The sequence below is a fragment of the Bacillus sp. MUM 13 genome, from assembly GCF_001866725.1.
Taxonomy (GTDB): Bacteria; Bacillota; Bacilli; order Bacillales; family DSM-1321; genus Peribacillus.
Genome location: NZ_MLYQ01000043.1, coordinates 1 through 23,870, shown reverse-complemented (window position 1 = coordinate 23,870; position 23,870 = coordinate 1). Strand labels below are relative to the sequence as shown.

Genomic DNA, 23,870 nt, shown 5'->3' with positions numbered 1-23,870 from the left:
CTTCTATATTTTCTTATGTTTTCGCCCTTTAATGAGTAAGAGCGCTAAAGTGAAATAGGCCTTAATGTTTATTATTTTGTGCTCCAGAAGGATAATTCAACTAGTTTGTACACGTATATTTCTATTTTTGAATAATTTTTATTCTTTTTATCCTTCTTTGATCTCTGATATAATAATAGGAAAAAAATACTGGAGCGAGGGTCAGCCATTTTGAAAAAAACAGCGACATACTTTTTTATTTTGCTACTTTTAACATTGCTGCTCATTTTTGCGGTAGATCACGAGTTATCATTGCTTCACTTTATTAATATGTCTTTTTATGTTGGCGGGGCTGTTTTATTCATGGGTATATTGGGCTTTGTCACACAGAAAGGCTTTTTTGACGGCATTTCATATAGCTTTCGCAGGATCTTCAGGGCAAAGTATGAAAGCGGTGATGAATTGGAGGATATTCCGCGCCTATCAGGCATCGTGTCGATGGATCTGCGGCCTGCACTTTTCTCAGGATTCCTGCTGCTCGCAATCATGATGGTCTCACTTTATATATACTACTTATGATTCTGCATTTTTTTGTCTATCCTGATATAATAGGATTTCTGTGAAAACAGTGGATAATACAGCTAAATACAACTAAAATGAAAGATAAACCCGATGATTGATTAGAATCATCTATGTTTCTTAGAGGAGTGACTAGCAGTTGAAGAGAATATTTTCAGGCATACAGCCTACAGGTTCCGTAACGCTTGGCAATTACATAGGAGCCATGAAGCAATTTGTGGAATTACAGAATGAATATGATTGCTACTTTTGCATTGTTGACGAACATGCCATCACCGTCCCTCAGGACCGCCTTGAATTAAGGGAGAACACCAGGAAGCTTGCAGCCTTATATCTGGCAATTGGCCTTGATCCCGAAAAGAACACAATCTTTATCCAATCCGAAGTGCCCGCGCATACTCAGGCAGGATGGCTCCTGCAATGCATCTCTTATATAGGAGAGCTTGAGCGGATGACACAGTTTAAGGATAAATCACATGGCAAGGAAGGCGTATCTTCCGGCCTGCTTACTTATCCGCCTCTGATGGCCGCAGATATTCTTTTATATAATACAGATCTTGTTCCTGTTGGCGATGATCAAAAGCAGCATATCGAGCTGACAAGAGATCTGGCAGAACGGTTCAATAAGAAATACAGCGATATTCTTAAGGTCCCGGAAATCAGCCTGCCAAAAGTGGGGGCGCGGATTATGTCCCTGCAGGAACCGCTTAAGAAAATGAGCAAATCCGATCCTAATAAAAAAGCTACCATCGCACTGCTTGATGATCCAAAGCAGATTGAAAAGAAAATTAAGAGCGCGGTCACTGATTCTGAAGGCATTGTTAAATATGATAAAGAAAACAAACCGGGTGTTTCCAACCTATTATCCATCTACTCTATTTTCAGCCATAAAACAATCGGGGAAATTGAGAGCATGTATGAAGGGAAAGGATATGGCGATTTCAAAAGCGGACTTGCCGAGGTCGTTTTAAATGAAATAAAGCCTATCCAGGAAAGATTTTATGAGCTTCTTGAGTCATCCGAGCTCGATGATATCCTTGACAGGGGTGCTGAAAAAGCAAATATCGAGGCAAACCGAATGATGAAAAAGATGCTCAATGGAATGGGACTGGGCAGAAAAAGAAGGTAAAATGTATGTCACCTGTCTGAACCTCAGATAAAAAGGAAGGGAACGGCCTCTCATAAGGCCGCTCCCTTTTTTCATGTATTTACAGCATCGACGGACTGTCTCCTACTTCCATTTCCCATAGCTTCTCGAAAAAGGGCTGCCCCTTCACAAGATTTTCGCATATATTTAAATGCTTATCCGTCCAGCCATCCTTCATTTCTTCATAAAGTCCCAGCCAGGCATGATCAAAGTTCATTTCTTGTATAAAGGCATATTTCTCTGGTGCCCACTCTGTATACCAATAACGGATTTCAGCCGTGTTTTTTGCCGTCAAAAGCTGGTCCAATGCCATAAACAGCAGCTGTTTCAGCTGCCTTTCCTTCCTCGTAAGCCCATTCATGAACTGAGGCGATGGAGATAATATATGATATTCCTTGGCTGATGTTTGTGAATCGCCGAATGTGTAATCTAATTCGCTATGGTTTTCTATCATGTCATAAACAATTTGCTCCTGGCGCGGAATCAATCTGCTTTTCCTGATTGGTATATGATAGCCAATTGTATCCACTGCAAGTATGCCTGTTCCATCTGTAATGACAAAACAGTAATCCATCTGGATTCTTTCATGGTTTTTTCTAGTGAAGGCTTTTTGGAAAACATCGTTAAGCAGTGTTTTCGGCAATTCCGACAAATCATTTTCTATGTAATTAAACAAGGCTGCCGAAATTTTTAATAATGGAACCTGATCAAGCAACTCGATTCCATCATCTTTTCTCCATTCATGAAAATGGCAGATGTTATAGCCATTTTCTTCTCCTTCAAACCAATTTACCCAAACATCATGAAGATATAGCATGAATTCATCCCTCGCTTACAATAATCTGTTTGTCCATCAGTATAGGCATTCTAAAGAGAAATTATTCCATTTGATCTTCCCAAATTATTAATAGAAGGAGTATAAGCTTACGGCTCATTATTATCCAGAAATTTTTCCGCAGAAATACTGAAAGATTGCATAAAAGGTATTTTGCTTTGCTTTTTCACTAAATGGTATCCCATGCAGTACCCAAGCATTGAAGGGTATCTCCCTTGGCCTAGCAAAATGGAATCATGGAGTTTTTCATGTCTTTTTACGTGAATATGTTTTTCAACATATCTGATCCAGTATTCTTCCAGCTTTTCTTCACTGTGAACCGATGTCCAGCCCGCCAGATATTCTTTTCCTAAATAGTGTGCCACTGCATTCTCAGCAAGACCTTCCATAATCATGGAATCAAGCAGGTTTGGCTCTTCTTCACCGCCGGCCATTTTGTTAAGGCGGCAAACATGATGATATTCGTGTATAAATAACGCTTCTAGCTCTTTATCCTTTATTCCTGCATGGATAAATAACAGCATTTTATCAGGAAATGCCAGACCGGATTTATTTTCAATCGATCTTTCTAAAAATCCCGGCTGTTTTAAGGGGAAAATAAAAATAGGGACATCAGGCCCGTTCCATTTTTTTTTGTATTTGTTGAAGATTTTTTTTCCTTTTCCCCAGATATCATGATCCATCAGAGATTCCGCATCTCTTCTGGACTTTTGCCCAGGTGAATACATTCCATAGCTTTTAAGATATTGATAGAGTTTTTTAGAGTCTTGCTCCATAAAGAGGTCTTTGAAATGATCGCAAATTGCTGACGGGTTAAAAAAATCGTCCCTCAGCCATTCGTTTGTGTTTTCAATTCCCATACAACTCACCTCATTTTCATATACAGTATCGTATGAACTTCATAAAAAAATGAGCAAGGATCACTAAATAATTATAAAAAAACCACGAAAACTTTGTTGCTATTGAACAAGGGGCTGATTTCCGCTCCAGGATGCCCGTTTTCCGCGGGGCGGGCGGGTTGAGCCTCCATCAGCTGCGCCTGCTGAGTCTGGATACTTACACTCCAATCAGCTTTACTTAACAATGGAATTGCCTCACAGAAAGAAAAAAATGCCTGAAGCCCTGTCTTAAAAAAACAGGTCTCAGGCATTATTACACTGCATTTTATAGTTCGGTCCTTTTTTCATGTCCTGTATTTAAGCAGAAGACAAGAAGTTCAAAAAAGCTTTGGAAAGATAGAATCATTTTTCTATCTTTCCCTTTAGGGGCATGCGCTATGTTTATTCGTACTTTTTGAAGACCAGTGTTGCATTATGGCCTCCAAATCCTAATGAGTTGCTCATCACTGCTTTAATCTCTGCTTTTCTAGCGGAATTTGCTACATAATCCAGATCACATTCTGGATCTGCTGTCTCCAAATTGATTGTCGGAGGAAGAATGCTGTCTCTGATTGCTTGAAGAGAGAAAATGGCTTCTACTCCTCCGGCAGCGCCAAGCAGGTGGCCTGTCATGGATTTGGTGGAGCTTATAGCAAGGTCATATGCATGGCTTCCGAATACTTCTTTAACCGCCATAGTTTCATATTTGTCGTTATATGCAGTACTTGTACCGTGGGCATTGATATAATCAATGTCGGAAGGGTTCATGCCAGCGTCATTTAGTGCCATTTTCATCGCACGGGCGCCGCCTTCCCCGCCTGGAGCAGGTGCTGTAATATGATAAGCATCTCCAGTGGATCCGTAGCCAACCACTTCGCCATAAATTTTGGCTCCGCGGCTCAAGGCGTGTTCCAATTCTTCCAGTACAACTATGCCTGCTCCTTCACCGATAACAAATCCATCTCTGTTTAAGTCGAATGGACGGCTTGCTGTTTGAGGATCCGGATTTGTTGAAAGAGCAGTATTTGAGCAGAAGCCTGCTACAGACATTTTTGTTATAGGTGCTTCTGCACCTCCGCTGATCATGACATCGGCATCTCCGCGCTGAATGACCTTAAATGCGTCGCCAATGGAGTTTGTTCCTGTTGCACAAGCCGTTACAGTACAGGAGTTCATTCCTTTTGCGCCAAGCAAAATAGAAACCTGGCCAGCAGCCATATCAGGAATAATCATTGGAACAAAGAAGGGGCTGACACGTTTATAGCCTCTTTTTTGAAAATTTTCAAACTGATTTTCAAAGGTTTCCATACCGCCGATTCCGGAACCGATCCATACACCCACACGAGGGGCATTTTGTTCAGTGATTTCCAGACTGGCATCCTTTACAGCCATCACGGAAGCCGCAATGGCATAGTGTGTGAAGCGGTCCATTTTTCTTGCTTCTTTTCTATCTACATATTGCTCGATATCAAAGTCCTTCACTTCAGCTGCAACTTTTGAAGGATATTCATCTGCATTTAATCGTGTCAGGGGGCCGATGCCCGTTTTGCCATCCACAATATTAGCCCATGTAGTTTCTGCATCATTTCCTAAAGGTGTTACTGCACCTATTCCCGTGACAACCACTCGACGATTATTCATAAATACTTGCTCCTTTCATAATAAAGCGCCAGCCTCGGATAATGTAAGCCTGTCGAATATAGCTGCTGCACCAAGCTTTCATGAATCCCTTTATCCGGTTTGCCGCATAAAAATTAGAATCTCAAATGTTTCTTTACATTACTTACAGTAAGATCCCTTCAGGGGAAATTCAGCATAGCGCCCATCCAGCCCTCATAGGGGGTTTGGTCATACCTGCTGATAGAAGTTTTGCCCTACTTTTATCGGCCCCAGCGAAGTGCGATAGCACCCCATGTAAGTCCGCCGCCAAATCCTACCAGAACAACAACATCATCATCTTTTATCTTGCCTGCTTCCAATTCCTCTACCATTGCAATCGGAATTGAAGAGGCAGAACTGTTTCCATATTTAGCAACCGTTTTTGACATCTTTTCAGCCGGCAGCCCAAGGCGTTCCCTGGAAGCTTCCATGATACGGATATTTGCCTGATGGGGAACTAAAAAGCTCACATCTTCTTTCGTTAATCCTGCTTTTTCAATAACATTTATACAAGATTCGCCCATTTGGCGAACAGCGAATTTGAATACTTCACGGCCGTTCATGAACAGATGCGGACCATTTTGATACAAATGCTTTCCGCCAGATCCGTCAGAGCCAAGCTCAAACGACAGAATTCCCCTGCCTTCAGAAACTGGGCCCATTACTGCAGCTCCTGCTCCATCGCCGAAAAGCACAGCAGTATTGCGGTCATTCCAATCGGTTATTTTTGAGAGTTTTTCAACTCCAACAATCAATACATATTTATAAGTGCCGTTTTTAATAAACTGTTCAGCTGTAATCATACCATACATAAACCCTGAACAGGCGGCGCTGATATCCATTGCAGCTGCCTTTTTTGCGCCAAGTTTATCTTGGATCATACAAGCAACTGATGGAAATGGCTGGTCAGGTGTTACGGTCCCTACAAGAATTAAATCCAGTTCTTCAGCAGAAATTCCTGCATTCTTAATGGCATTGAGAGCTGCTTCATAAGCCATATCAGAAGTATCGACGTCATCTGCTGCAATTCTTCTTTCTTCAATGCCAGTTCTGGTGCGGATCCATTCATCGCTTGTATCCACCATTTTCTCAAGGTCAAAGTTCGTTAAAACTTTCTCCGGCAAGCTGCGGCCCATCCCTAAGATTCCTGCATTCATTATTGACAACCCCTTATCTATTATTATTTAATCTTTTATTATCAAATATTATTACCTGGTACTAATCTTATAAAAAACTTCCCCCGCTTGCAACAGATATCGCTTAAAAAAGGCGCTGGCCTGGATATATCCCAGTAAATTCGGGCCTTTTGCGGGACAAGAGCCTGCTCATTAAAGCGGCTGGCAGCATACTTTAAATATGAACGATGCATGGCCCTTGTTCAACAAATGCTTCTTTTGCGCATTCTTTGGCAGCCGTTGCTTAACCGATGGCTGCGGTGCTTAAGAAGGGGAGTATTGCCTTTCATCCAATTTTTAAAAAAGGAGGAACCTGTAAATGGATTTATTTAATGGAAACAAAAAATCAAATCAAAACGACCGGTTTTCATCTATAATGTTCCCTAAAAAAGAAAAACAAGTAAAAGAAGAAGAATCCGCTGCTCCTGGAAGCATTGATTACATGCAGCTGATGGAAAGTGTAGATACACTTATGACGATTTATGGAGAATTTAAACCTGCCCTCAGCAAGCTGAACCCCCTCATTTTACAGGCGCTAAAAAAATTCGAAAAGAAGGCCTGACAGAAAGCGGCCAAAAAGGCTGATTATCAGGGAACAATAATCAGCCTTTTATCCGCTTAACTGCCAGCGGCCCTGCCCTCAGCAGCAAGAGGTGCACAAGGGTAAACTGCCGGTAAAACCCCGGTTGAATCGAGAGTTTTTTAGCTTATTTAGTTTCAGCGTCCTTTAAACCAAGTTCATAGGCTTCATACATAACCTTTGTAAATAAATCCATAAACGGCTGGGCAAGCTCCATTGAAAACGGAACGCCTGCTTCCTCTAACTTCGCTTTCGCTTCCGGAAAGTATTTCATTGCTATACCCATGAATTCCATAGTCTTGTCTTGATTCATGATTATCCCTCCTTAAGTTTATCCGGCAGTTTGCCAGTTTCTTTGTATAATTGAAAGTATTTCTTCATTTCAGCCTGAAAGCTTTTCTTCACAAGAGGACTGTATTCTCCCATAGTAATTACACCATCTTGGATGTCAAAAAACAAGTTTCCTGACTTCAATTCATTTTTATCAAACTTCTCCGCTGCCCGCACATATAGGGCATCCACATTCTGTATGGTGCTTGTGAGTATAGTGGTGCTTCCCAGATTTGACTGATCCGACACATAACCAATTGCGTAAAGCTGCTTTTCTTTTAGCCTCTCAATAACAGGCACATTAAATCCGTCGCCTGCAGGATAGAAAATATCATCCCGATTAGAAATCATCCTGTTTAGAAGCTGCAGAGCTTTTTCTTCATCGTCCCATCCATTTACATATTCAACATCCACTTTTACCTGCTGATCTTGAAAACCTGCTCCCTCAACGAATCCTTTCACTTCAGGCTGCCATTCATATGCGGCAAGCACGCCTATATGTTTGGTCTGTGACATTTCAGCAGCAACCATTCCGCCAAAAAAACCCATTGCTTTAGCTTTAAAATTAAGGCTTGTTGTATTGGGCTTTGTTGCATCTCCATTAAAACTGACGAATCGTATGTCCGGATATTTGTCCGATATTTCATTAAAGTATTCAGCATATTCGCTGCCATGGCCGATAATAAGATTAACCCCTTTATCCTGGAGGTCTTTTACTGCCTGCTCAACAATGAATTTACTGTTCATTTTTTCTTTATAAAATACATCCGCCCCGAAAAGGGATTGGATTTCCAGCAATCCTTTATAGCCTTTTGTCCCCCATACCTGATCATTTATCGTATTAGGCACAAGCAGGGCAGCTTTCTTTAAATGACCGGAGCTTTCTGTTTTATCGCAGCCGCTAAGCAGCAATGCAAATAACATACAGATGCCTATTTTCTTTAACATCCACCGCAACTCCTTCAACGCTGCAGGTACTTTCACCCGCGGGCGCTTCAGAACAGCATTTCGCCCTGCGGGGTCTCCCTCAGCCCGCCCAGGAACCCTGCTCATCCGTTCCAATCAGCAATCGGCCAAAAATATTTTCAGGAAAAAATTAGCACCTTTTACTTAAGTTCCATTTTACCTTCTTCAATAAAGAATGAAAAGGATTTTAGCCATTCCTCCCTTGATGCTGTTTAAGCAATAGCATTTTCCTCCAATGTTCTTTTTGCATGCTGATCCCCTCGTCAGGGCTCACATTATTTTTCACTTTCAAAACATTAGCTGTCTGGAGACATTCGTCCTCTGAAGGAAACCTATCCAGGATTTCAGCATCAAAAATAAGATTTGCACAGGCTGACCACTGTAGCTTCTCTTCACTTTCGAGGACGATATTTCCGCCACCATGTTCTTTAAGCTTTTCTAAGGCATCGATGAAGTCTGAAATATATATTGCGTCATTTCGATATTCTGAAGAAATGGCATCAATTGCTTCTTCCTTGCTTTTTTTTTGGATTCCAGTTTCAAAGGCAAATGTTGCAGGCTGCCAGGGGCCATAAATGGTTGGCAGATAAACAAACTGGGCATGCTCGAAGAATTTGAGGATGGACCATAATTCTGTATGTTCTGCAAAACTTTGCTCTTTATGGCCTAGCGGGATTAAAATGGTGAGTGCAGGAAGAGGTTGGACGCTTTTAAGATTTATAAGGATTTTTGTGATGGCATCTGCAATTTTTTTTGTGTCTCTTTCAGGCATTTTCCAGAAATCATATAAGCATACATAGATCGCGGATGCACCAGGAAATGATGAAGGCAGTTCCTCATGAAAAGCACTGCTAATAAAATTGGCGTTCCTGCCAAAGGCATCCTGTTTATATTCATGAATATAGGCATCTTCATCCCCCTGGACATGGTCAATCCCAAGAACCTTTTCACCTCTGTCAAGCAAGTGTTCCGTTAAATGGAACCCAGTGAACTGTAAAGCGCCAATAACAATTGATGAACACATCCTGCAGCCCCCCCTTATTCATGCCAGATTATACCCGAAATTGATGCGAATGATTATCTAATCTCGCTGGATTCTGTATGGTATGCAGCGGGCAGTCTCAATATAGCTATTTTTATAGCAGTTTTTCATGTTTTTGAAAAAATTGCCGTATCTGGATCGGGATCTTATATCTCTTTTCAGGAAACAAATAAATAAATTCCAGCAATTCTTGGTCGTTTTGCTGTTTCAGCTCCTGATAAAGCGGATTTTGTTCACCATTGGCATTGTCTAAGACTGTTATTATTTTCAAGGGAACTTTTGTCTGGAATGAAAGCTTGTCAGAATCCAGCACGAAATCTTCGAATTCCACGGAATCCATCTTATTGGCAGCAGAGGCTTCTTTTAGCCACTTTTTGTAAAAAAACTTACTTTCTTTTTCTTTTATCAGTCTGTTTTTAACAGATAAGCATGGATTGATGAACACGGCTGAACGGATTAATTCCGGCATGCTTTCCATAAATTTCATGGCAGGGAGCGCGCCTGTCCCTTCTGCTAAAATATGGATTTTATTATTCAGGATTTCACTCTTCATAATCAGAAAATATAATTTCACGGCCAGTTCAAATGACCTTTGGCTTTCCCATTTCATTCCGTGAAAGTTGGAAGAAAAAAGTGTATAGCCGTGCTCCTTTAGGGACTCGAGTATTTGAAGCCTTCCTGGATGTTCTCTCCAATAGCTTGTACGTTCTTGAACGAAGTGTCCGCTGTCGCCAAATATAAGGACTGAAAATCCGCTTGGTTTATGGGGATAATAAACAATGTTCCATTGTCCATCCAAAAGAAATGTTCGCTGTTCCATCAGCTTTACTCCTTATCTTTAAGTCACTACTATTAATATATGTCTGCCGCTTAGATTCGAAAGGGAGAAGCGCCTAAGTGCTTATCTGAATTTTACGATCAATTAAGCTATTTTTAATATATCACACAAAAAAGGCAAGGACTTTCTTCCTTTATAAATAGGAAGTGGAACTTTGTCGATGTCCCCGGTTTTATTTCAGGATGGCTGAATGTGCGGCAGGTAATGATTTGCCGCTGTTTCAATGACTCAATTTGTTCATAATTATAATGAAAAAGCAGTTTTATAGTGATATTAATTATGATAAGATAAAAATGACTGCAGTGGAATGAGGTGAATTTCGATGCGATACATTGCTACGCTTTTCTGGACGATGTTATTAATGCATATGCTTACATATGTTGTTTCTTCAATGATTGGGTCTTCATATGATTTTTCAACAGCTATGATTTTAGGAGTAGTGGTAACCGTACTTGTTTTGATTGTTCCTGCTATTATACCTAATGATCCGGTTGAAAAAACTCATCATTAATCCGTTATGTAAGCTAAAGGACATCCATTCCGGATGTCCTTCTTTCTTTTATCTATATTCATTTTTCCTGCAGATTTCCTCGATTTTCCTTTACATACCAAGCCAGTGTTTAATATGGCTCTTTTCTTAAGGCTGTTTTCGTAAACTTTTTAGCTATGGAACAAGGGGTTGATTTCCGCTCCAGGATGCTCGCTTTTCACGCAATCGGTGAGCCTCCTCGGCTTCGCCTGCGGGGTCTCACCTTCCCGCTAATCTAAGCAGGAGTCTCGCACCTTGCACTCCAATCAACCTCATTTAATAATGAAATCACCTCTCAGAACTCATTAAAAACAACTATCTTTAAGAAAAGAGCCTTTCTTAAAAATCGCTTCTTTGATGTGTTCTATGAGCCGGTTCCATTAATAAATCTGCCAGTTACATAAATAAAGGTTAAGGAACAGTATTAGCCAACAATAAATAACCCTTTATCTTCATTAAAATCCACCGTTAAGCAGGAATTCGGTTTTATATTTCCGCCTATGATTTCCCGGGCGGCCATGGTTTCCACATGCTTTTGAATAAATCTTCTAAGCGGCCTGGCCCCATAAACCGGGTCAAATCCCTGTTCAGCAATAAACTCCTTGGCCTTTGAGGTAAGAATTAACGATATATTTTGTTCCTCGAGACGCTTCTGCAGCTGCACGGCCATATTTTCAACAATTTTAATGATTTCCTTTTTTGAAAGAGGCTTAAATAGGACAATATCATCAATACGGTTCAAAAATTCAGGGCGGAAATGTTTCCTTAAATCTGAAAAAACACGCTCTCTTGTTCTGTCATCTATCTTTTCATTTTCTGCTGCTGTCTGGAGCATATAATGGGAGCCAATATTAGAGGTCATGATGATTACTGTATTCCTGCAATTTACTATTCTCCCCTGCGAGTCAGTTATCCTGCCGTCATCAAGCATTTGCAGCAATAAGTTGAATACTTCTCCATGTGCTTTTTCAATTTCATCCAGCAAAACAACTGAATAAGGATTTCTTCTGATTGCCTCGGTCAGCTGCCCGCCCTCCTCGTATCCAACATACCCTGGGGGGGCTCCAATCAGCCGGGAAACAGAGTGTTTCTCCATATACTCAGACATATCAATCCTGATCATATGCTCTTCCGAGTCAAACAGTGTTCCGGCAAGAGCCTTGACCAGCTCTGTTTTACCAACTCCAGTCGGCCCGAGAAAGATAAAAGATCCTATCGGACGATTAGGATCTTTTATCCCCGCTCTCGCCCTTAAAACCGCATCCGCTACAGCTTCGATCGCTTCATCCTGGCCAACCACTCTTTTTTGAAGAATGCCCGGCAGTTTGAGAAGCTTTTCCCTTTCACTTTCCACTAGCCTGTCGACAGGGATTCCTGTCCAGTTTGCCACAATAGAAGCGATTTCTTCTTCTGTTACCTCCTGCCGAAGCAAACGTGATTCCTGCTTCCCTCTTTCAAGCTCTTCCTCCATGCTTTGCAGTTCCTTTTCCATCTCTGGTATTTGCCCGTGCCGCAGTTCTGCAGCCCTGTTTAAGTCATATTCACTTTCCGCTATTTCAAGATCGCGCCGAAGTTTTTCAAGTTTCCCCCTTTGTTCCTGAACCTGCTGAAGCGATGTTTTCTCACTCATCCAATCTGACCTTAAGGATTCTGCATGTTTGCGCTGTTCTGTAAGCTCTTTTCTCAGCTCGTCCAGCCTTTCTTTGCTGCGGGGGTCTTTCTCATTTTTCAGTGCGGCTTCCTCTATCTCGAGCTGCATAACTTTCCTTGTTATCTCATCCAGTTCTAAGGGCATCGAATCGATTTCAGTCCGGATTAATGCACATGCCTCATCAATCAAATCTATAGCCTTGTCAGGTAAAAACCTTTCTGTTATATACCGATTGGATAAAACAGCAGCTGCCACAATGGCCCTGTCCCCAATTTTTACTCCATGATGAATTTCAAAACGCTCTTTTAATCCCCGAAGCATTGTTATGGTATCTTCCACACCAGGCTCATTTACCAGCACCTGCTGAAATCTTCTTTCCAACGCAGGGTCTTTTTCAATATATTTGCGGTATTCATCGAGAGTCGTAGCACCAATACAATGCAGCTCTCCTCTTGCAAGCATAGGCTTAAGCATATTGCCTGCATCAAGAGAGCCCTCTGTCCGTCCAGCACCCACGATTGTGTGCAGCTCATCAATGAATAACAGGATTCTGCCATCGCTTTTTTTAATTTCCTGCAGGACAGCTTTTAAGCGCTCTTCAAATTCTCCCCGGAATTTTGCACCAGCTATCAATGCACTCATATCCAGGGAAAAGATCGTTTTATCCTTCAGTCCGTCAGGTACATCTTTTCGTACGATCCGCTGGGCAAGCCCTTCTGCTATCGCCGTTTTTCCGACACCTGGTTCTCCGATCAAGACTGGATTATTTTTTGTTTTTCTGGAAAGGATCCTGATCACGCTGCGAATTTCTGCATCCCTGCCGATTACAGGATCGGTTTTGCCTGTTTTAGCTTCAGCTACCAGGTCACGGCCGTATTTTTTCAGCACTTCATATGTACCTTCCGGATTCTGGCTGGTCACGTTTTGATTCCCCCTGATTTTTTTCATTATATTTTCTGTCATTTGATAATCAGCGCCAAGACTAAAAAGTATGTCCTTAATTTCTGATTTCTCCACTTTGAATGATGAAAGAAGAAAATGCTCCACCGAAAGGTAGTCGTCATGCATTTGCATCATCATTTCACCTGCTGCCCTAAAGGTATTTTGCAGTGCTGATGACATATAGTTCCTGGCTTCTTTGCTGTCCGCCAGTTCAACAGAAGGCAGTCTGGCTAATCTTTTTTCTAACTCATCCTGGAGTTTCTTATCTCCTTCATGAATTTCTGCCATCAGTGAATGAAGCAAATGATCTTCTATCTTAGTCAAAGCTGCCAGCATATGTAGCTCGCCTATTTCCGGGTGCTTATGCCTGGCCGAAATTTCCTGCGCAATCAATAAAGCCTGCTGCATTTTCTCAGTCAAACTGTTTATATCCATAAGAATCCTCCTCACAAACATTCAGAAGACGTGTTTTGACCTTTTTTGACCTTTGGTTTTATTATACGAAAATTTCTTATAAAGTAAAGATTCGTCATCTTCTTTCAGAGAAAAAAAGCAAATCCTTTTCCTTCATGAAGAAAAAGAATTTGCTTTTTTATTATGGTTTTCTTTTATATGTCCAATGCCTGTTTCCATTTGTTGTTTCCGGAAAACGGTCACCAGCATTCAGCCTTACCTTTTTAGGGTTGTTCACCGTGCTTCCTGTTTCTCCTATTTCTACATACATCCCATTGTTCGGGGCCTTTTGACCTGGCGTAAATTGATGACTTTGTCCCATTTCCATCTCTCCTTTTCAATGGCTGTATTACTATTCTTACCGAAAAAGGAGTTTCATCACTCGCCATTTTTTAGTAATAATAACCGCTAAAAAGATAAGAGTGTTACTGCAGCAGTAAATCAACAAGTAATGCTTTTTGGGCATGAAGCCTGTTCCCCGCCTGAATGAAAACCACCGAATTCGGGCCGTCAATCACCTCCGCAGCCACTTCTTCTTCCCTATGGGCAGGCAGGCAATGCATAAATATATAATCAGGCTTTGCAAGTTTCACTAAGTTTTGATCAATTTTAAAATCCTTAAATGCCTTGAGACGGATGCTGTTTTCTTGCTCCTGGCCCATTGATGTCCAAACATCAGCATACACTGCATCCGCTTCTATGATGGCTTCTTCTGGTGAATGGGTAATTGTTATTGTGCCCCCATTATGAAGCGCTTCATTTTTCGCATGCTTTATAACTTCCGGATCCGGCTCATATCCCGCGGGACATGCTATTGAAAAATCCATGCCCGTTTTGGCGCTGGCCAGCATTAAAGAATGCGCGACATTGTTTCCGTCTCCAATATAAGCTATTTTAAGCCCCTTGAAACTCCCTTTAATTTCCTGGATCGTCAAAAGGTCAGCCAATGCCTGGCAAGGGTGGTACATGTCGGTCAGCCCGTTTATAACCGGCACATGCGCAGCATTTGCAAGAGCTTCAGCCTTTGAATGTTCATGTGTCCTAAGCATTATGGCATCCACAAATTGAGACAAAACCTTTCCTGTATCTTCAATGGTCTCGCCTCTGCCCAGCTGAATGTCGCTGCTGCTCAAAAATAGAGCATGCCCCCCAAGCTGAAGCATCCCTGCTTCAAATGATACTCTTGTTCTTGTTGAAGATTTCTCAAAAATCATGCCCAATATTTTTCCTTTTAAAGGATGAAATTCTTCACCGCTTGACTGTTTTCGTTTAATTTCTTCTGCCAGCTCCAGCAGTTTCAGGATATCGCTGCCTGTCATATCAGCAAGCGAAAGAAAATCCTTTGTTTTAATAATGTTTTTTTCATTCAACCTGGCCATTGCTGTCATATGGAAATCACGTCCTTTTTGTATCTTTCCTTCCATTCCTGGAGCGAAGCAATTTCTGTCTCATTCGAAGCGAACGACTGTACATACGCTGCGAAGGTTTCTTCTTCCGTAAAAACAAGAAGGCGATGCTTAATAGCCCATAACCTGATTTCCTTTTCATCTGCACTGCTTCCATATGAAAGGACAGCAGCACCTGTTTCTCGTTCTGCCCAGCTCCTGAAATCACCGCTTGAAAACTCAAACCCAAAATCTGCTGCGGCATCCTGAAGATCTGCCGGCAAATTGACGGACTGTGTTTTAAAAATGCCTTTACTGCCAGGTTTAGGGTGCGGATACACCTTATTCAGGGCTTCACTTTTTGTTCGCCCAATTGTGATGCCTTCACCGGTGGATTTCATAACAGGACCTATTTTAGTATCAAGCCCTGATAGTGCAAAGGAAGAAAACACAGGATACTTTATTGCTGTATAAGGCAGTTTTTCCTGCAGTCCAGCTGACCCTGCAGCTTCATTTAATGATTGCCTGCGGTAAATAATCTTTGCAGCAGCCTCGACCATTGGGATGCCGGATATTTTACTGATAATAGGCACGGTTCTGCTGGCTCTGGGGTTTACTTCCAGAACATAAACGTCATTTCCTTTTATCACAAATTGTATGTTCATTAATCCTGTATATTTTAGCTCTGAAACAATCCTTTTTGAGTAAAGCACCATTTTTTCTTTTACAGAATCTGAAAGTGATTCTTCCGGAAGAAGGACCATGCTGTCACCTGAATGGACACCTGCTTTTTCAATATGCTCAGCAATGAGGGGAATGAAGATATCCCTACCGTCTGCAAGGAGGTCAATTTCCGCTTCCTTGCCGGGTATGTACGAATCAACCAAAATTGGATACATCAGTTCTTCCTTCTGCTCCATGACTTTCTTCCAATCCTTTTCATCATGAATGATTTCCATTCCCTGGCCTCCGATTACATATGATGGCCTTAAAAGAACGGGATAGCCAATTTGCTCAATACAGGCTGCTATTTCGTCTTTGTTTGCGGCCTCTTGACCAGGCACATGCGGAATTTCCAGTTTCTTAAGAAGCTGATAAAATCTCTTCCTGTCTTCCAGCTGATCCACAATGTCATATGAGGTGCCCAGGAGATTCACATGATGCTTCTCCAGATCCTGCGCAAGATTAATGGCAGTTTGCCCTCCGAATTGAACGATTACGTCTGTAATATTTTCAGCCTCGATCACATTCAATACATATTCGAGCGTAAGAGGTTCAAAATATAACCGATCTGCTATGGCAAAGTCCGTACTGACTGTTTCTGGATTATTATTGATCATGATCGCTTCGGCATTTTCTTTCTGGAGCGCAAGCACGCCATGTACTGAACAATAATCAAACTCAATCCCCTGGCCTATGCGTATTGGGCCGCTGCCGATAATAAGCACTTTCTTTTTGTCAGTGATCATCTGTTCATTTTCGCCAAAATAGGCTGAATAGTAGTAATTGGAGGGAGATTCGAATTCCGCTGCACAGGTATCAACCGTTTTGTAAACGGCCGTAATGCCCTGTCTTTTACGCCACTCTCTCACATCAGATTCTTTCTCTTCCCAGGCGGCGGCAAGGTATCGGTCTGAAAACCCTTTTTCTTTATACATCATCATCTCCTCTTTTTTTATTGAATGAAGAGTGAGGGAACTAATTTTCTTCTCATCTTCAATCAAAGAAGCAAATGACTTTAAAAAGAATGGGTCGATTGCTGTTGCCTTACAAATGTCTTCAGAGGGAAGCCCTCTTCTTAAAAGTTCAAAAATAATAAAGATTCTTTCGTCTGTCGATTCTTTAAGCATGCTTTTTAATTCAGCCATACCTTTGTCTTCAAGTCCCAGGAGCTTCAGCCCTATTGTTTTCAGTTCTAAGGAATCTATGGCTTTTTGGATGGCTCCTTCAAAGCTTCTGTGCAGCGCCATTACTTCTCCGGTCGCTTTCATTTGGGTCCCAAGCTTTCTGTAAGCTGTACTGAATTTATCAAATGGCCAGCGCGGAAACTTTACGGCTACATAATCCAGGGCAGGCTCAAAGCTTGAATAGGTGCTCTGTGTTACCGGATTTGCCAGTTCAGACAACTGAAAGCCAACAGCCAATTTGGCGGCAATTCTGGCAATAGGGTAACCGGTGGCCTTGGATGCAAGCGCAGAAGAACGGCTGACCCTAGGATTCACTTCAATTAAATAATACTTTTTGCTAAAAGGGTCCAAAGCAAATTGAATATTGCATCCCCCTACTATTCCCAGCGCGGATATGATTTTGATGGACGCAGAGCGGAGCATATGAAATTCTTCGTCTGTCAAAGTCTGCGAGGGCGCAACAACAACTGAATCGCCTGTATGGATCCCTACCGGATCGATATTTTCCATGTTGCAGATTGTAATGCAGGTTCCATTGCTGTCCCGCATTACTTCATATTCGATTTCTTTAAATCCAGCTATGCTTTTCTCAATCAGGCATTGGGTGATTGGGCTTTCCTGCAATCCGCTTCGAACGATGGATGTTAAGTCCCCGAAATCATCTGCAATTCCGCCCCCCGTTCCCCCAAGTGTATAAGCAGGACGAATGATGATAGGAAAACCTGTGCTTTCTGCAAATGCATGTGCTTCTTCCATGGTTGTGACAATCGTGCTTTGTGGTACCGGCTCATCAATTTCCAGCATAAGGCTCCTGAATAACTCCCTGTCTTCCCCTTTTTTTATTGATTCAATAGGAGTTCCAAGCAGTTTAACTCCGTATTTATCCAAGATCCCCTGTTCATGAAGCTGAAAAGCAAGATTCAATCCTGTTTGTCCGCCGAGCGTCGCAAGAAGTCCATCAGGTTTTTCCTTCACAATTATTTTTTCGACGTTTTCACAGGTCATCGGCTCAAAGTATACAGCATCTGCATGGAGCTCATCCGTCATAATCGTGGCAGGGTTATTATTGATAAGAATTACTTTATAGCCTTCTTCCTTCAGCGCCAGGCACCCCTGTGTCCCTGCATAATCAAATTCAGCCGCCTGGCCGATGATAATCGGCCCTGAGCCGATAACTAGTATTGTATGGATATTCTTATCTTTAGGCATATACTTTTTCTCTCCCGCCGCATTTGTCTATCAAGGCCAAAAAATCATGAAAAAGCTGGATATTCTCTGCAGGTCCCGGATGTGCTTCCGGATGATATTGAGTGGTTATTATCGGCAGTGTTTTGTGCATGAGCCCTTCTACTGTCCCATCATTAACATTCCGGTAACGCACCCTGAGTGGTGTTTGATCAAGACTGGATTCATCAACCATGTAACTGTGGTTCTGAGAACTCATATATACTTTCTTCGTTATCAAGTCCATAACCGGCTGATTTGCCCCTCTGTGACCGAAGAGCATTTTCTTTGTATTGCCTCCAAAAGCAAGAGCTGCCAGCTGGTGGCCAAGGCAAATGCCCATAGTAGGATAGCTTGAGGCAATATTTTTTATATTTCCAAGCAAATATTTCAGCTGTTTTGGATCACCAGGTCCATTGGATAATAGAATTCCGTCCGGCTTTAGCTGATGAATGGTCCCTGCGTCCGCATTATATGGAACAACAGTGACCCTGCAGCCATTATTGAGGAGAGTCTGCAGAATTGATTTTTTATATCCAAAATCCAATAGCACAATATGTTTTTTCCCATTTCCATAGCATTCCGGAGTTTTAACAGATACATCTGCCACAGGAGATAAAGTTGAGTCAACCACCTTAAAGTTTTTCGCTTCATGCTCCGAAATGGCAGCGTCCATGGAGCCGCTGCGGCGGATTTGCTTAACGACAGCCCTTGTGTCTATCCGGCTTATTAAAGGGATATTCCACTTGTTCAGGTATTCAGCCAGCGAGTATTCAGACTGGTAGTGTGAATGGTCCATGTTTCCTTCATAAACAGCCACCCCGGCTAAATGGGGTTTTTTGCTTTCAAAATCATGACGGTTGATTCCGTAATTTCCAATCAGGGGATATGTGAAAACAACAATTTGATTACTATAGGATGGATCTGTCAGAACTTCCTGATACCCGGTCATGCCCGTAAAAAAGACAATTTCTCCAGCGGCCTCCTTAACATGGGGATCTGTCAGCAATGTTCCTTCATATGATGCTCCATTGGATAAATGCAGATAACTTTTCAAAGCGCTCACCTCTGTTGAAGTTTATTTTTATTAAAACAAAAGTATATTTATTCATTTTTAGGTATAAGAATTCAGGTATTCTGCTTGATTCTCAGTGCCTCTCCAATCACTTTTACAGCATAATCAAATTCCTCTTGCTGTGCTGTTAATGGCGGAAGCAATCTCAAAACGTTAGAGCCTGCAGTTAAGACAAGCAGCCCTTCTTTTTGAAGCTGCAGCAAAATGTTTTCGCTGCCTTCTTTTAGTTCAATGCCAATCATCAGCCCCAGCCCGCGGATCTCTGACACCCCTTTTGCATCACTTAATGTGTGCTGAAGCTGTTTTAAAAAGAGTCCGGCTTTTTTTTCTATTTCCGCTTGAAAATCCGGATCCATGATTTTTTTCAGTACGGCCTCTGCTGCTGAAATGCTGACAGGATTCCCCCCGAACGTCGATCCATGGCTGCCTGGTCCAAAGTAATCTGCAAGATTTTCTTTCCCTATCATTGCACCTATGGGAAGACCGTTGCCAAGCCCTTTAGCAGAAGTAATGATATCCGGGGAAATATCAAAGTGCTGGAATGCGAAGGGCTTGCCTGTTCTGCCGATGCCTGTTTGTATTTCATCAATAATAATCAGGGCTCCGGATTCCCTGCATGCCTCTGTAATGGCAGTCAGGAATTCCTGGCAGGCAGGATGGACTCCTCCTTCTCCTTGAACAATCTCGAGCATCACAGCAGCCGTATTTTTATCCACCATTTTTTTTACTTCTTCACTATTATTAAAAGATATATATTGAAATTCCTTTAACATTGGACCGTATCCTGTCCGCACCTTTTCCTGCCCTGTTGCAGCCATTCCGGCAAACGTCCGGCCGTGAAAGGATCCATGGCATGTGATGATTTTACTTTTACCAGTCGCTTTGCGTGCCAATTTTATTGCAGCTTCATTGGCCTCTGCTCCGCTATTTGCAAAAAAGACGCGATCTAAACCAGACGCTTCCGCCAAGAGTGCGGCTGCTGATTCTTGCTTTGAATGGCGGAACATATTAGAGGTGTGCCAAAAATGATTGAGCTGTTCCTTAACAGCATCCATAACATAGTCGCTGCAGTGTCCCAATCCGGTTACACCAATACCGGAAGTAAAGTCCAGATATTTTTTGCCGTCTGCTGCAGTCAGCCAGGAACCCTTAGCCGTTATGGGCTCTATGTCCCAGTGCTGATAAGTAGGAAATAATGAATTCAATGCAGTACCCTCTTTTCGTTAATAAATTTGGTGCCGGTAAAGGCTCCATTTCTGTAAAAAGCGGTTTGCCCGCTGGCAATCATTACATTTTCAATTCCATTATCCAAAACCGCCAGTGCCGTGTTCACCTTTGGAATCATTCCTCCAGTTACTTCTCCAGACTGAATTAAAGCATGAGCTTCATCACGGTTAAGCTCCTCAATAATTTGGCCATTCTTCATGACTCCAGGTACATCACTTACAAAAATGCAAGTTTCCGCCCTGAGCTCTTTCGCTACTGCACCCGCAGCAAGGTCTGCATTTACATTCAATTTACCCCCGCTTCCGTCAGAGGAAATCGGAGTCAGTACAGGACAATATCCTCTCTCAAACAATAACTGAAGAAGTTCGGTATTGACCTTTTCAACATTGCCGACAGCTCCCAGGCTGCTCTCGTCAATAGGGCTTCCCGTCAGAATGCCTGCATCAGAACCATTTATACCGACTGTCTGTATTCCGCAGCTTTCAAGTTTATGCACCAAACAGCGATTTGATTTGCCTGAGAGCATTAATTCCGCAATATTAAAAACCTCCTCCGAAGTAACTCTTAAGCCATTTTTGAAGGCTGGAACAATGCCGCTTTTTTCAAGCATCAAATTAATATCAGGACCGCCGCCGTGAACAAAGATGATATGATATCCTTCTTTTTGCAGTTCTTTTATACTTTCAAAAAAAGCGCCAGAAAGATTTTCAATAATGCTGCCTCCGCACTTTATCACTAATATAGCCATATACATTCTCCTTTAGGTCCGGTAGCTGGCATTGATTTTTACATAATCATAGGTAAGGTCACAGCCCCATGCCGTTCCCGCTTCATTGCCTTCCTTTAAATGGACGGTAATGGTGATAGAATCTTCTTCCAGGTACTTTTTTGCGGCATCCTCCGAAAATGGATAAGGCTCTCCTTCCTTGAAGACCAGAATATCACCAAATAAAATATCTGCTGTCTCAGGATTGAACTTCAGCCCGCTTCTGCCCATTGCCGCTATAATCCTCCCCCAATTGGCGTCTGCTCCATAAGCTGCCGTTTTTACAAGACTTGAACCCACAATAACCTTTGCCATCTGCTGTGCGGCCTGTTTCGTTTTCATTCCTGAGACGTTTACTTCGATAAGCTTTGTAGCTCCTTCTCCGTCCCGGGCAATCTGCTTTGCAAGATTCTCTGCAACAGCCTTCAGCAGTCCGAGAAATACATCCCATTCTGGGTGTAAGGAAGTAAGCGGCCTGTTCCCGGCAGCACCATTTGCCAATATCAGCACCATATCATTGGTCGATGTATCTCCGTCTACGGTGATTTGGTTAAAGGAAGCATCTGCAGCTTGGCAAAGCGCTGCTTTTAGTTCTGCAGATTCCACGTTTGCATCGGTAGTAATGAAGCCAAGCATTGTTGCCATATTTGGATGTATCATGCCTGATCCTTTTGCGGCGCCGCCCATTGTAATTGTTTTTCCATCAATGACAGCGCGGTAGCTGCAGCTTTTTGTCACTGTGTCTGTTGTTAATATGGCTTCTTCAAAATCCTTGGCCGCCCCGGCATTGGAAGTGGTCTCTATCATGCTGATTCCTTTTTTAATTTTATCCATTTCCAGGTATTCGCCAATTACACCTGTGGAGGCGACTGCAAAATAGCGGGAAGGAAGATTGAATTTACCCGCCATCACTTCTCTTGTTTCATATGCATCCAATAGTCCCTGTTTTCCGGTACATGCATTTGCACAGGCGCTGTTGACAATGATTCCATGAAGCTTCCCTTCTGCATTAATACTGTTCTGTGTAACTTCAAGCGGTGCTGCTCTCACTTCGCTTTGTGTGTAAACCGCTGCACAGCTTGCAGGCAGTTTTGTAAAAATCATGCCGATGTCTTTTTTTGAATACCGCAGACCGGCATGCACGCCTCCTGCTTCAAATCCTATCGGCGATACTATACTTCCATTTGTCATTTGTTCTATGTTTCCAGCCTGCTGCAAGATTTTCATTTTAGCCCTCCGGTTTTGTTTTATGGATATACTGGAATATTCAGCAATCCTGTCTCTTCTTTTAGGCCCATCATAATATTTGCATTTTGGATTGCTTGGCCTGCCGCTCCTTTCACAAGATTATCTATTACAGAAACTATGGTTGCTTTATTTGTCCTTTTATCATATGAAACACCTATATCGCAGAAGTTGCTGCCATACACCTGCTTTGTGCATGGAAATGTTCCATGGTTCTGTATTCGGACAAATGGATTTTTTTCATAGGTGCTTTTATATAATTCAGCTAATTGAGATGCCGAAACTTCTTGTTTTAATGCAATATGCATGGTTGCCATTATGCCTCTTGTCATCGGAATAAGATGAGTATTGAAGGTGATTGGTTTATTTCCGTATGACCAGGATGAAAGCTGCTGCTCGATTTCAGGAATATGCTGATGCTGATTCACTTTATAAATTTTTAAGTTTTCGTTCATCTCGCTGAAATGGCTCATCGCAGTGTGTGCTTTTCCTGCGCCCGATACCCCGGATTTTGCATCAATCACTATGTCACCCGCTGCTAAATTTTCAGTAATTAGCGGGGCAAGGCCCAACAGTGCGGCAGTAGCATAACACCCTGGGTTTGCTATGATTCTCGCATTTTCTATAGATGCTGCATTCCACTCTGAAAGGCCATACACCGCTGCATTAACAAGTTCCTGAGGTGCGGATTTATGTTTATACCATCTTTCATATTCTCCAGGCGTTTTGAGCCTTAAATCACCTGATAAATCAATAATCTTCACATCATAGTTATGTAATGCAGACACAAGCTCTGCTGAAACCCCTGAAGGAGCAGCAACAAAAACCAGCTCTGATGCAGATGCTATTCCGCCAGGATCAAACTCTAGAATATTCATATTTTTATGCATTAAGTGTGCATATTCATCTGTCATAGCCCTGATTCCAGAAGAAGATCCATGCACGGAAACCACCTCTATTCCCGGATGATTATCCAGAATACGGATCAATTCTAAACCGCTGTAGCCTGAAGCTCCAACAATGGATGCCTTCAAGATATCATCTCCACTCCCTGAGCGCGCCGGCTCTTTATTTCTATTATTATATGACTGAATAAAAATTAAATCAATTGTATTTTTATAAATTTTTAGATATTTTTAATTACTCATTCATCCCTTCCCAAAACGAATACAAAGAAAACAGTTTAATAAACTTTGCTGATATCTTGAACTTCTGGTGATCTCACATGCAAAAATGCCGTACTTATTTTGCAGTTTGGAATAAGTGCTGCTTTTGGGTCTTTTGGGTTTGCCTTTGCTAAATGGCCGGTTGATTTCCGCTTTAGGATGCACGGACCATACACTCCAATCAACCCGGTTTAAAAACGTGGGTCGCTTCACAGAACATATTAAAAAACAATTTAAAATAGGCTTTTTCGTAAACTTTATTGCTATGGAACCAAGGGGGTTGATTTCCGTT

General features: G+C 42.1%; 21 protein-coding genes. 4 read left to right on the top strand and 17 right to left on the bottom strand.

The genetic code is table 11. The features are described 5' to 3' along the window. Positions 1-210 precede the first annotated feature (210 nt). Positions 211-558, top strand: a complete 348-nt coding sequence (locus BIV59_RS12970; protein WP_071351923.1) for a DUF3899 domain-containing protein — start codon at positions 211-213, stop codon at positions 556-558. 139 nt (positions 559-697) lie between these two features. Beyond that, on the top strand, positions 698-1,687 hold the full coding sequence (gene trpS, locus BIV59_RS12965) for a tryptophan--tRNA ligase (RefSeq protein ID WP_071351922.1): 990 nt from the start codon (positions 698-700) through the stop codon (positions 1,685-1,687). A gap of 79 nt (positions 1,688-1,766) precedes the next feature. On the opposite strand, the gene BIV59_RS12960 is transcribed toward trpS, so the two are convergent. The 4 genes from BIV59_RS12960 to BIV59_RS12940 all read right to left on the bottom strand — a co-directional run bounded on the left by BIV59_RS12960 (position 1,767) and on the right by BIV59_RS12940 (position 6,234). Continuing rightward, a complete protein-coding gene (locus BIV59_RS12960; protein ID WP_071351921.1) occupies positions 1,767-2,522 on the bottom strand; it encodes a YjbA family protein in 756 nt (251 codons plus the stop codon). A 107-nt stretch (positions 2,523-2,629) separates the two neighbouring features. Continuing rightward, positions 2,630-3,400 (bottom strand): DUF2268 domain-containing putative Zn-dependent protease, encoded by a 771-nt coding sequence (locus BIV59_RS12955; RefSeq protein WP_071351920.1) that lies wholly within the window; start codon positions 3,398-3,400, stop codon positions 2,630-2,632. Between the two features lie 420 nt (positions 3,401-3,820). Further along, positions 3,821-5,059, bottom strand: coding sequence for a beta-ketoacyl-ACP synthase II (gene fabF, locus BIV59_RS12945; RefSeq protein ID WP_071351918.1), 1,239 nt, complete (start codon positions 5,057-5,059; stop codon positions 3,821-3,823). A 239-nt stretch (positions 5,060-5,298) separates the two neighbouring features. After that, on the bottom strand, positions 5,299-6,234 hold the full coding sequence (locus BIV59_RS12940) for a beta-ketoacyl-ACP synthase III (protein WP_071351917.1): 936 nt from the start codon (positions 6,232-6,234) through the stop codon (positions 5,299-5,301). A 337-nt stretch (positions 6,235-6,571) separates the two neighbouring features. Here BIV59_RS12940 and BIV59_RS12935 point away from each other — a divergent pair, with 337 nt between their 5' ends. Further along, positions 6,572-6,814 (top strand): hypothetical protein, encoded by a 243-nt coding sequence (locus tag BIV59_RS12935; RefSeq protein WP_071351916.1) that lies wholly within the window; start codon positions 6,572-6,574, stop codon positions 6,812-6,814. A 145-nt stretch (positions 6,815-6,959) separates the two neighbouring features. On the opposite strand, the gene BIV59_RS12930 is transcribed toward BIV59_RS12935, so the two are convergent. From BIV59_RS12930 to BIV59_RS12915, 4 genes are all read right to left on the bottom strand, one after another. Continuing rightward, positions 6,960-7,145, bottom strand: a complete 186-nt coding sequence (locus BIV59_RS12930; protein ID WP_071351915.1) for a ComZ family protein — start codon at positions 7,143-7,145, stop codon at positions 6,960-6,962. Positions 7,146-7,147: 2 nt separating this feature from the next. After that, positions 7,148-8,110 (bottom strand): BMP family ABC transporter substrate-binding protein, encoded by a 963-nt coding sequence (locus BIV59_RS12925; protein ID WP_071351914.1) that lies wholly within the window; start codon positions 8,108-8,110, stop codon positions 7,148-7,150. 205 nt (positions 8,111-8,315) lie between these two features. Next, on the bottom strand, positions 8,316-9,152 hold the full coding sequence (locus BIV59_RS12920; RefSeq protein WP_071351913.1) for an NAD(P)-dependent oxidoreductase: 837 nt from the start codon (positions 9,150-9,152) through the stop codon (positions 8,316-8,318). 112 nt (positions 9,153-9,264) lie between these two features. After that, positions 9,265-9,990, bottom strand: a complete 726-nt coding sequence (locus BIV59_RS12915) for a hypothetical protein (RefSeq protein ID WP_071351912.1) — start codon at positions 9,988-9,990, stop codon at positions 9,265-9,267. Between the two features lie 340 nt (positions 9,991-10,330). Here BIV59_RS12915 and BIV59_RS12910 point away from each other — a divergent pair, with 340 nt between their 5' ends. Further along, a complete protein-coding gene (locus BIV59_RS12910; protein ID WP_071351911.1) occupies positions 10,331-10,519 on the top strand; it encodes a YjzD family protein in 189 nt (62 codons plus the stop codon). Between the two features lie 442 nt (positions 10,520-10,961). On the opposite strand, the gene clpB is transcribed toward BIV59_RS12910, so the two are convergent. The 9 genes from clpB to argC form a co-directional block, all read right to left on the bottom strand. Further along, the gene (gene clpB / locus BIV59_RS12905) at positions 10,962-13,565 is read right to left on the bottom strand and encodes an ATP-dependent chaperone ClpB (protein WP_071351910.1); all 2,604 of its coding nucleotides are present in this window, start codon (positions 13,563-13,565) and stop codon (positions 10,962-10,964) included. Between the two features lie 160 nt (positions 13,566-13,725). Continuing rightward, on the bottom strand, positions 13,726-13,905 hold the full coding sequence (locus BIV59_RS12900; protein ID WP_071351909.1) for a YjzC family protein: 180 nt from the start codon (positions 13,903-13,905) through the stop codon (positions 13,726-13,728). A gap of 103 nt (positions 13,906-14,008) precedes the next feature. After that, on the bottom strand, positions 14,009-14,962 hold the full coding sequence (gene argF / locus BIV59_RS12895; RefSeq protein WP_170846152.1) for an ornithine carbamoyltransferase: 954 nt from the start codon (positions 14,960-14,962) through the stop codon (positions 14,009-14,011). 5 nt (positions 14,963-14,967) lie between these two features. After that, positions 14,968-18,084 carry a carbamoyl phosphate synthase large subunit gene (locus BIV59_RS12890; protein ID WP_071351907.1) on the bottom strand — a complete coding sequence of 1,039 codons (3,117 nt, stop codon included), beginning with the start codon at positions 18,082-18,084 and terminating at the stop codon, positions 14,968-14,970. Further along, positions 18,077-19,156 carry a carbamoyl phosphate synthase small subunit gene (locus tag BIV59_RS12885; protein WP_071351906.1) on the bottom strand — a complete coding sequence of 360 codons (1,080 nt, stop codon included), beginning with the start codon at positions 19,154-19,156 and terminating at the stop codon, positions 18,077-18,079. The genes BIV59_RS12890 and BIV59_RS12885 overlap by 8 nt, the downstream gene beginning before the upstream one ends. A gap of 71 nt (positions 19,157-19,227) precedes the next feature. Next, positions 19,228-20,379, bottom strand: a complete 1,152-nt coding sequence (locus tag BIV59_RS12880) for an acetylornithine transaminase (RefSeq protein WP_071351905.1) — start codon at positions 20,377-20,379, stop codon at positions 19,228-19,230. Continuing rightward, positions 20,376-21,149, bottom strand: coding sequence for an acetylglutamate kinase (gene argB, locus BIV59_RS12875; protein WP_071351904.1), 774 nt, complete (start codon positions 21,147-21,149; stop codon positions 20,376-20,378). Before argB ends, BIV59_RS12880 begins: the two co-directional genes overlap by 4 nt. A 12-nt stretch (positions 21,150-21,161) precedes the next feature. Next, complete coding sequence (argJ, locus tag BIV59_RS12870; RefSeq protein ID WP_071351903.1) at positions 21,162-22,394, bottom strand: bifunctional ornithine acetyltransferase/N-acetylglutamate synthase; 1,233 nt, start codon at positions 22,392-22,394, stop codon at positions 21,162-21,164. A 20-nt stretch (positions 22,395-22,414) separates the two neighbouring features. Continuing rightward, positions 22,415-23,446: an N-acetyl-gamma-glutamyl-phosphate reductase gene (gene argC / locus BIV59_RS12865; protein WP_071351902.1), complete on the bottom strand. Its 1,032-nt coding sequence runs from the start codon at positions 23,444-23,446 to the stop codon at positions 22,415-22,417. Between the last annotated feature and the right edge of the window lie 424 nt (positions 23,447-23,870).

What these genes read in the sequence shown, in the direction of transcription:
- argB (WP_071351904.1), bottom strand. Translation starts at nt 21,149, where the DNA reads ATGGCTATATTAGTGATAAAGTGCGGAGGCAGCATTATTGAAAATCTT.
- BIV59_RS12890 (WP_071351907.1), bottom strand. Translation starts at nt 18,084, where the DNA reads ATGCCTAAAGATAAGAATATCCATACAATACTAGTTATCGGCTCAGGG.
- BIV59_RS12920 (WP_071351913.1), bottom strand. Translation starts at nt 9,152, where the DNA reads ATGTGTTCATCAATTGTTATTGGCGCTTTACAGTTCACTGGGTTCCAT.
- argF (WP_170846152.1), bottom strand. Translation starts at nt 14,962, where the DNA reads ATGGCCAGGTTGAATGAAAAAAACATTATTAAAACAAAGGATTTTCTT.
- BIV59_RS12940 (WP_071351917.1), bottom strand. Translation starts at nt 6,234, where the DNA reads ATGAATGCAGGAATCTTAGGGATGGGCCGCAGCTTGCCGGAGAAAGTT.
- BIV59_RS12960 (WP_071351921.1), bottom strand. Translation starts at nt 2,522, where the DNA reads ATGCTATATCTTCATGATGTTTGGGTAAATTGGTTTGAAGGAGAAGAA.
- BIV59_RS12925 (WP_071351914.1), bottom strand. Translation starts at nt 8,110, where the DNA reads ATGTTAAAGAAAATAGGCATCTGTATGTTATTTGCATTGCTGCTTAGC.
- BIV59_RS12910 (WP_071351911.1), top strand. Translation starts at nt 10,331, where the DNA reads ATGCGATACATTGCTACGCTTTTCTGGACGATGTTATTAATGCATATG.
- argJ (WP_071351903.1), bottom strand. Translation starts at nt 22,394, where the DNA reads ATGAAAATCTTGCAGCAGGCTGGAAACATAGAACAAATGACAAATGGA.
- clpB (WP_071351910.1), bottom strand. Translation starts at nt 13,565, where the DNA reads ATGGATATAAACAGTTTGACTGAGAAAATGCAGCAGGCTTTATTGATT.
- BIV59_RS12935 (WP_071351916.1), top strand. Translation starts at nt 6,572, where the DNA reads ATGGATTTATTTAATGGAAACAAAAAATCAAATCAAAACGACCGGTTT.
- BIV59_RS12930 (WP_071351915.1), bottom strand. Translation starts at nt 7,145, where the DNA reads ATGAATCAAGACAAGACTATGGAATTCATGGGTATAGCAATGAAATAC.
- fabF (WP_071351918.1), bottom strand. Translation starts at nt 5,059, where the DNA reads ATGAATAATCGTCGAGTGGTTGTCACGGGAATAGGTGCAGTAACACCT.
- BIV59_RS12900 (WP_071351909.1), bottom strand. Translation starts at nt 13,905, where the DNA reads ATGGGACAAAGTCATCAATTTACGCCAGGTCAAAAGGCCCCGAACAAT.
- BIV59_RS12915 (WP_071351912.1), bottom strand. Translation starts at nt 9,990, where the DNA reads ATGGAACAGCGAACATTTCTTTTGGATGGACAATGGAACATTGTTTAT.
- BIV59_RS12955 (WP_071351920.1), bottom strand. Translation starts at nt 3,400, where the DNA reads ATGGGAATTGAAAACACAAACGAATGGCTGAGGGACGATTTTTTTAAC.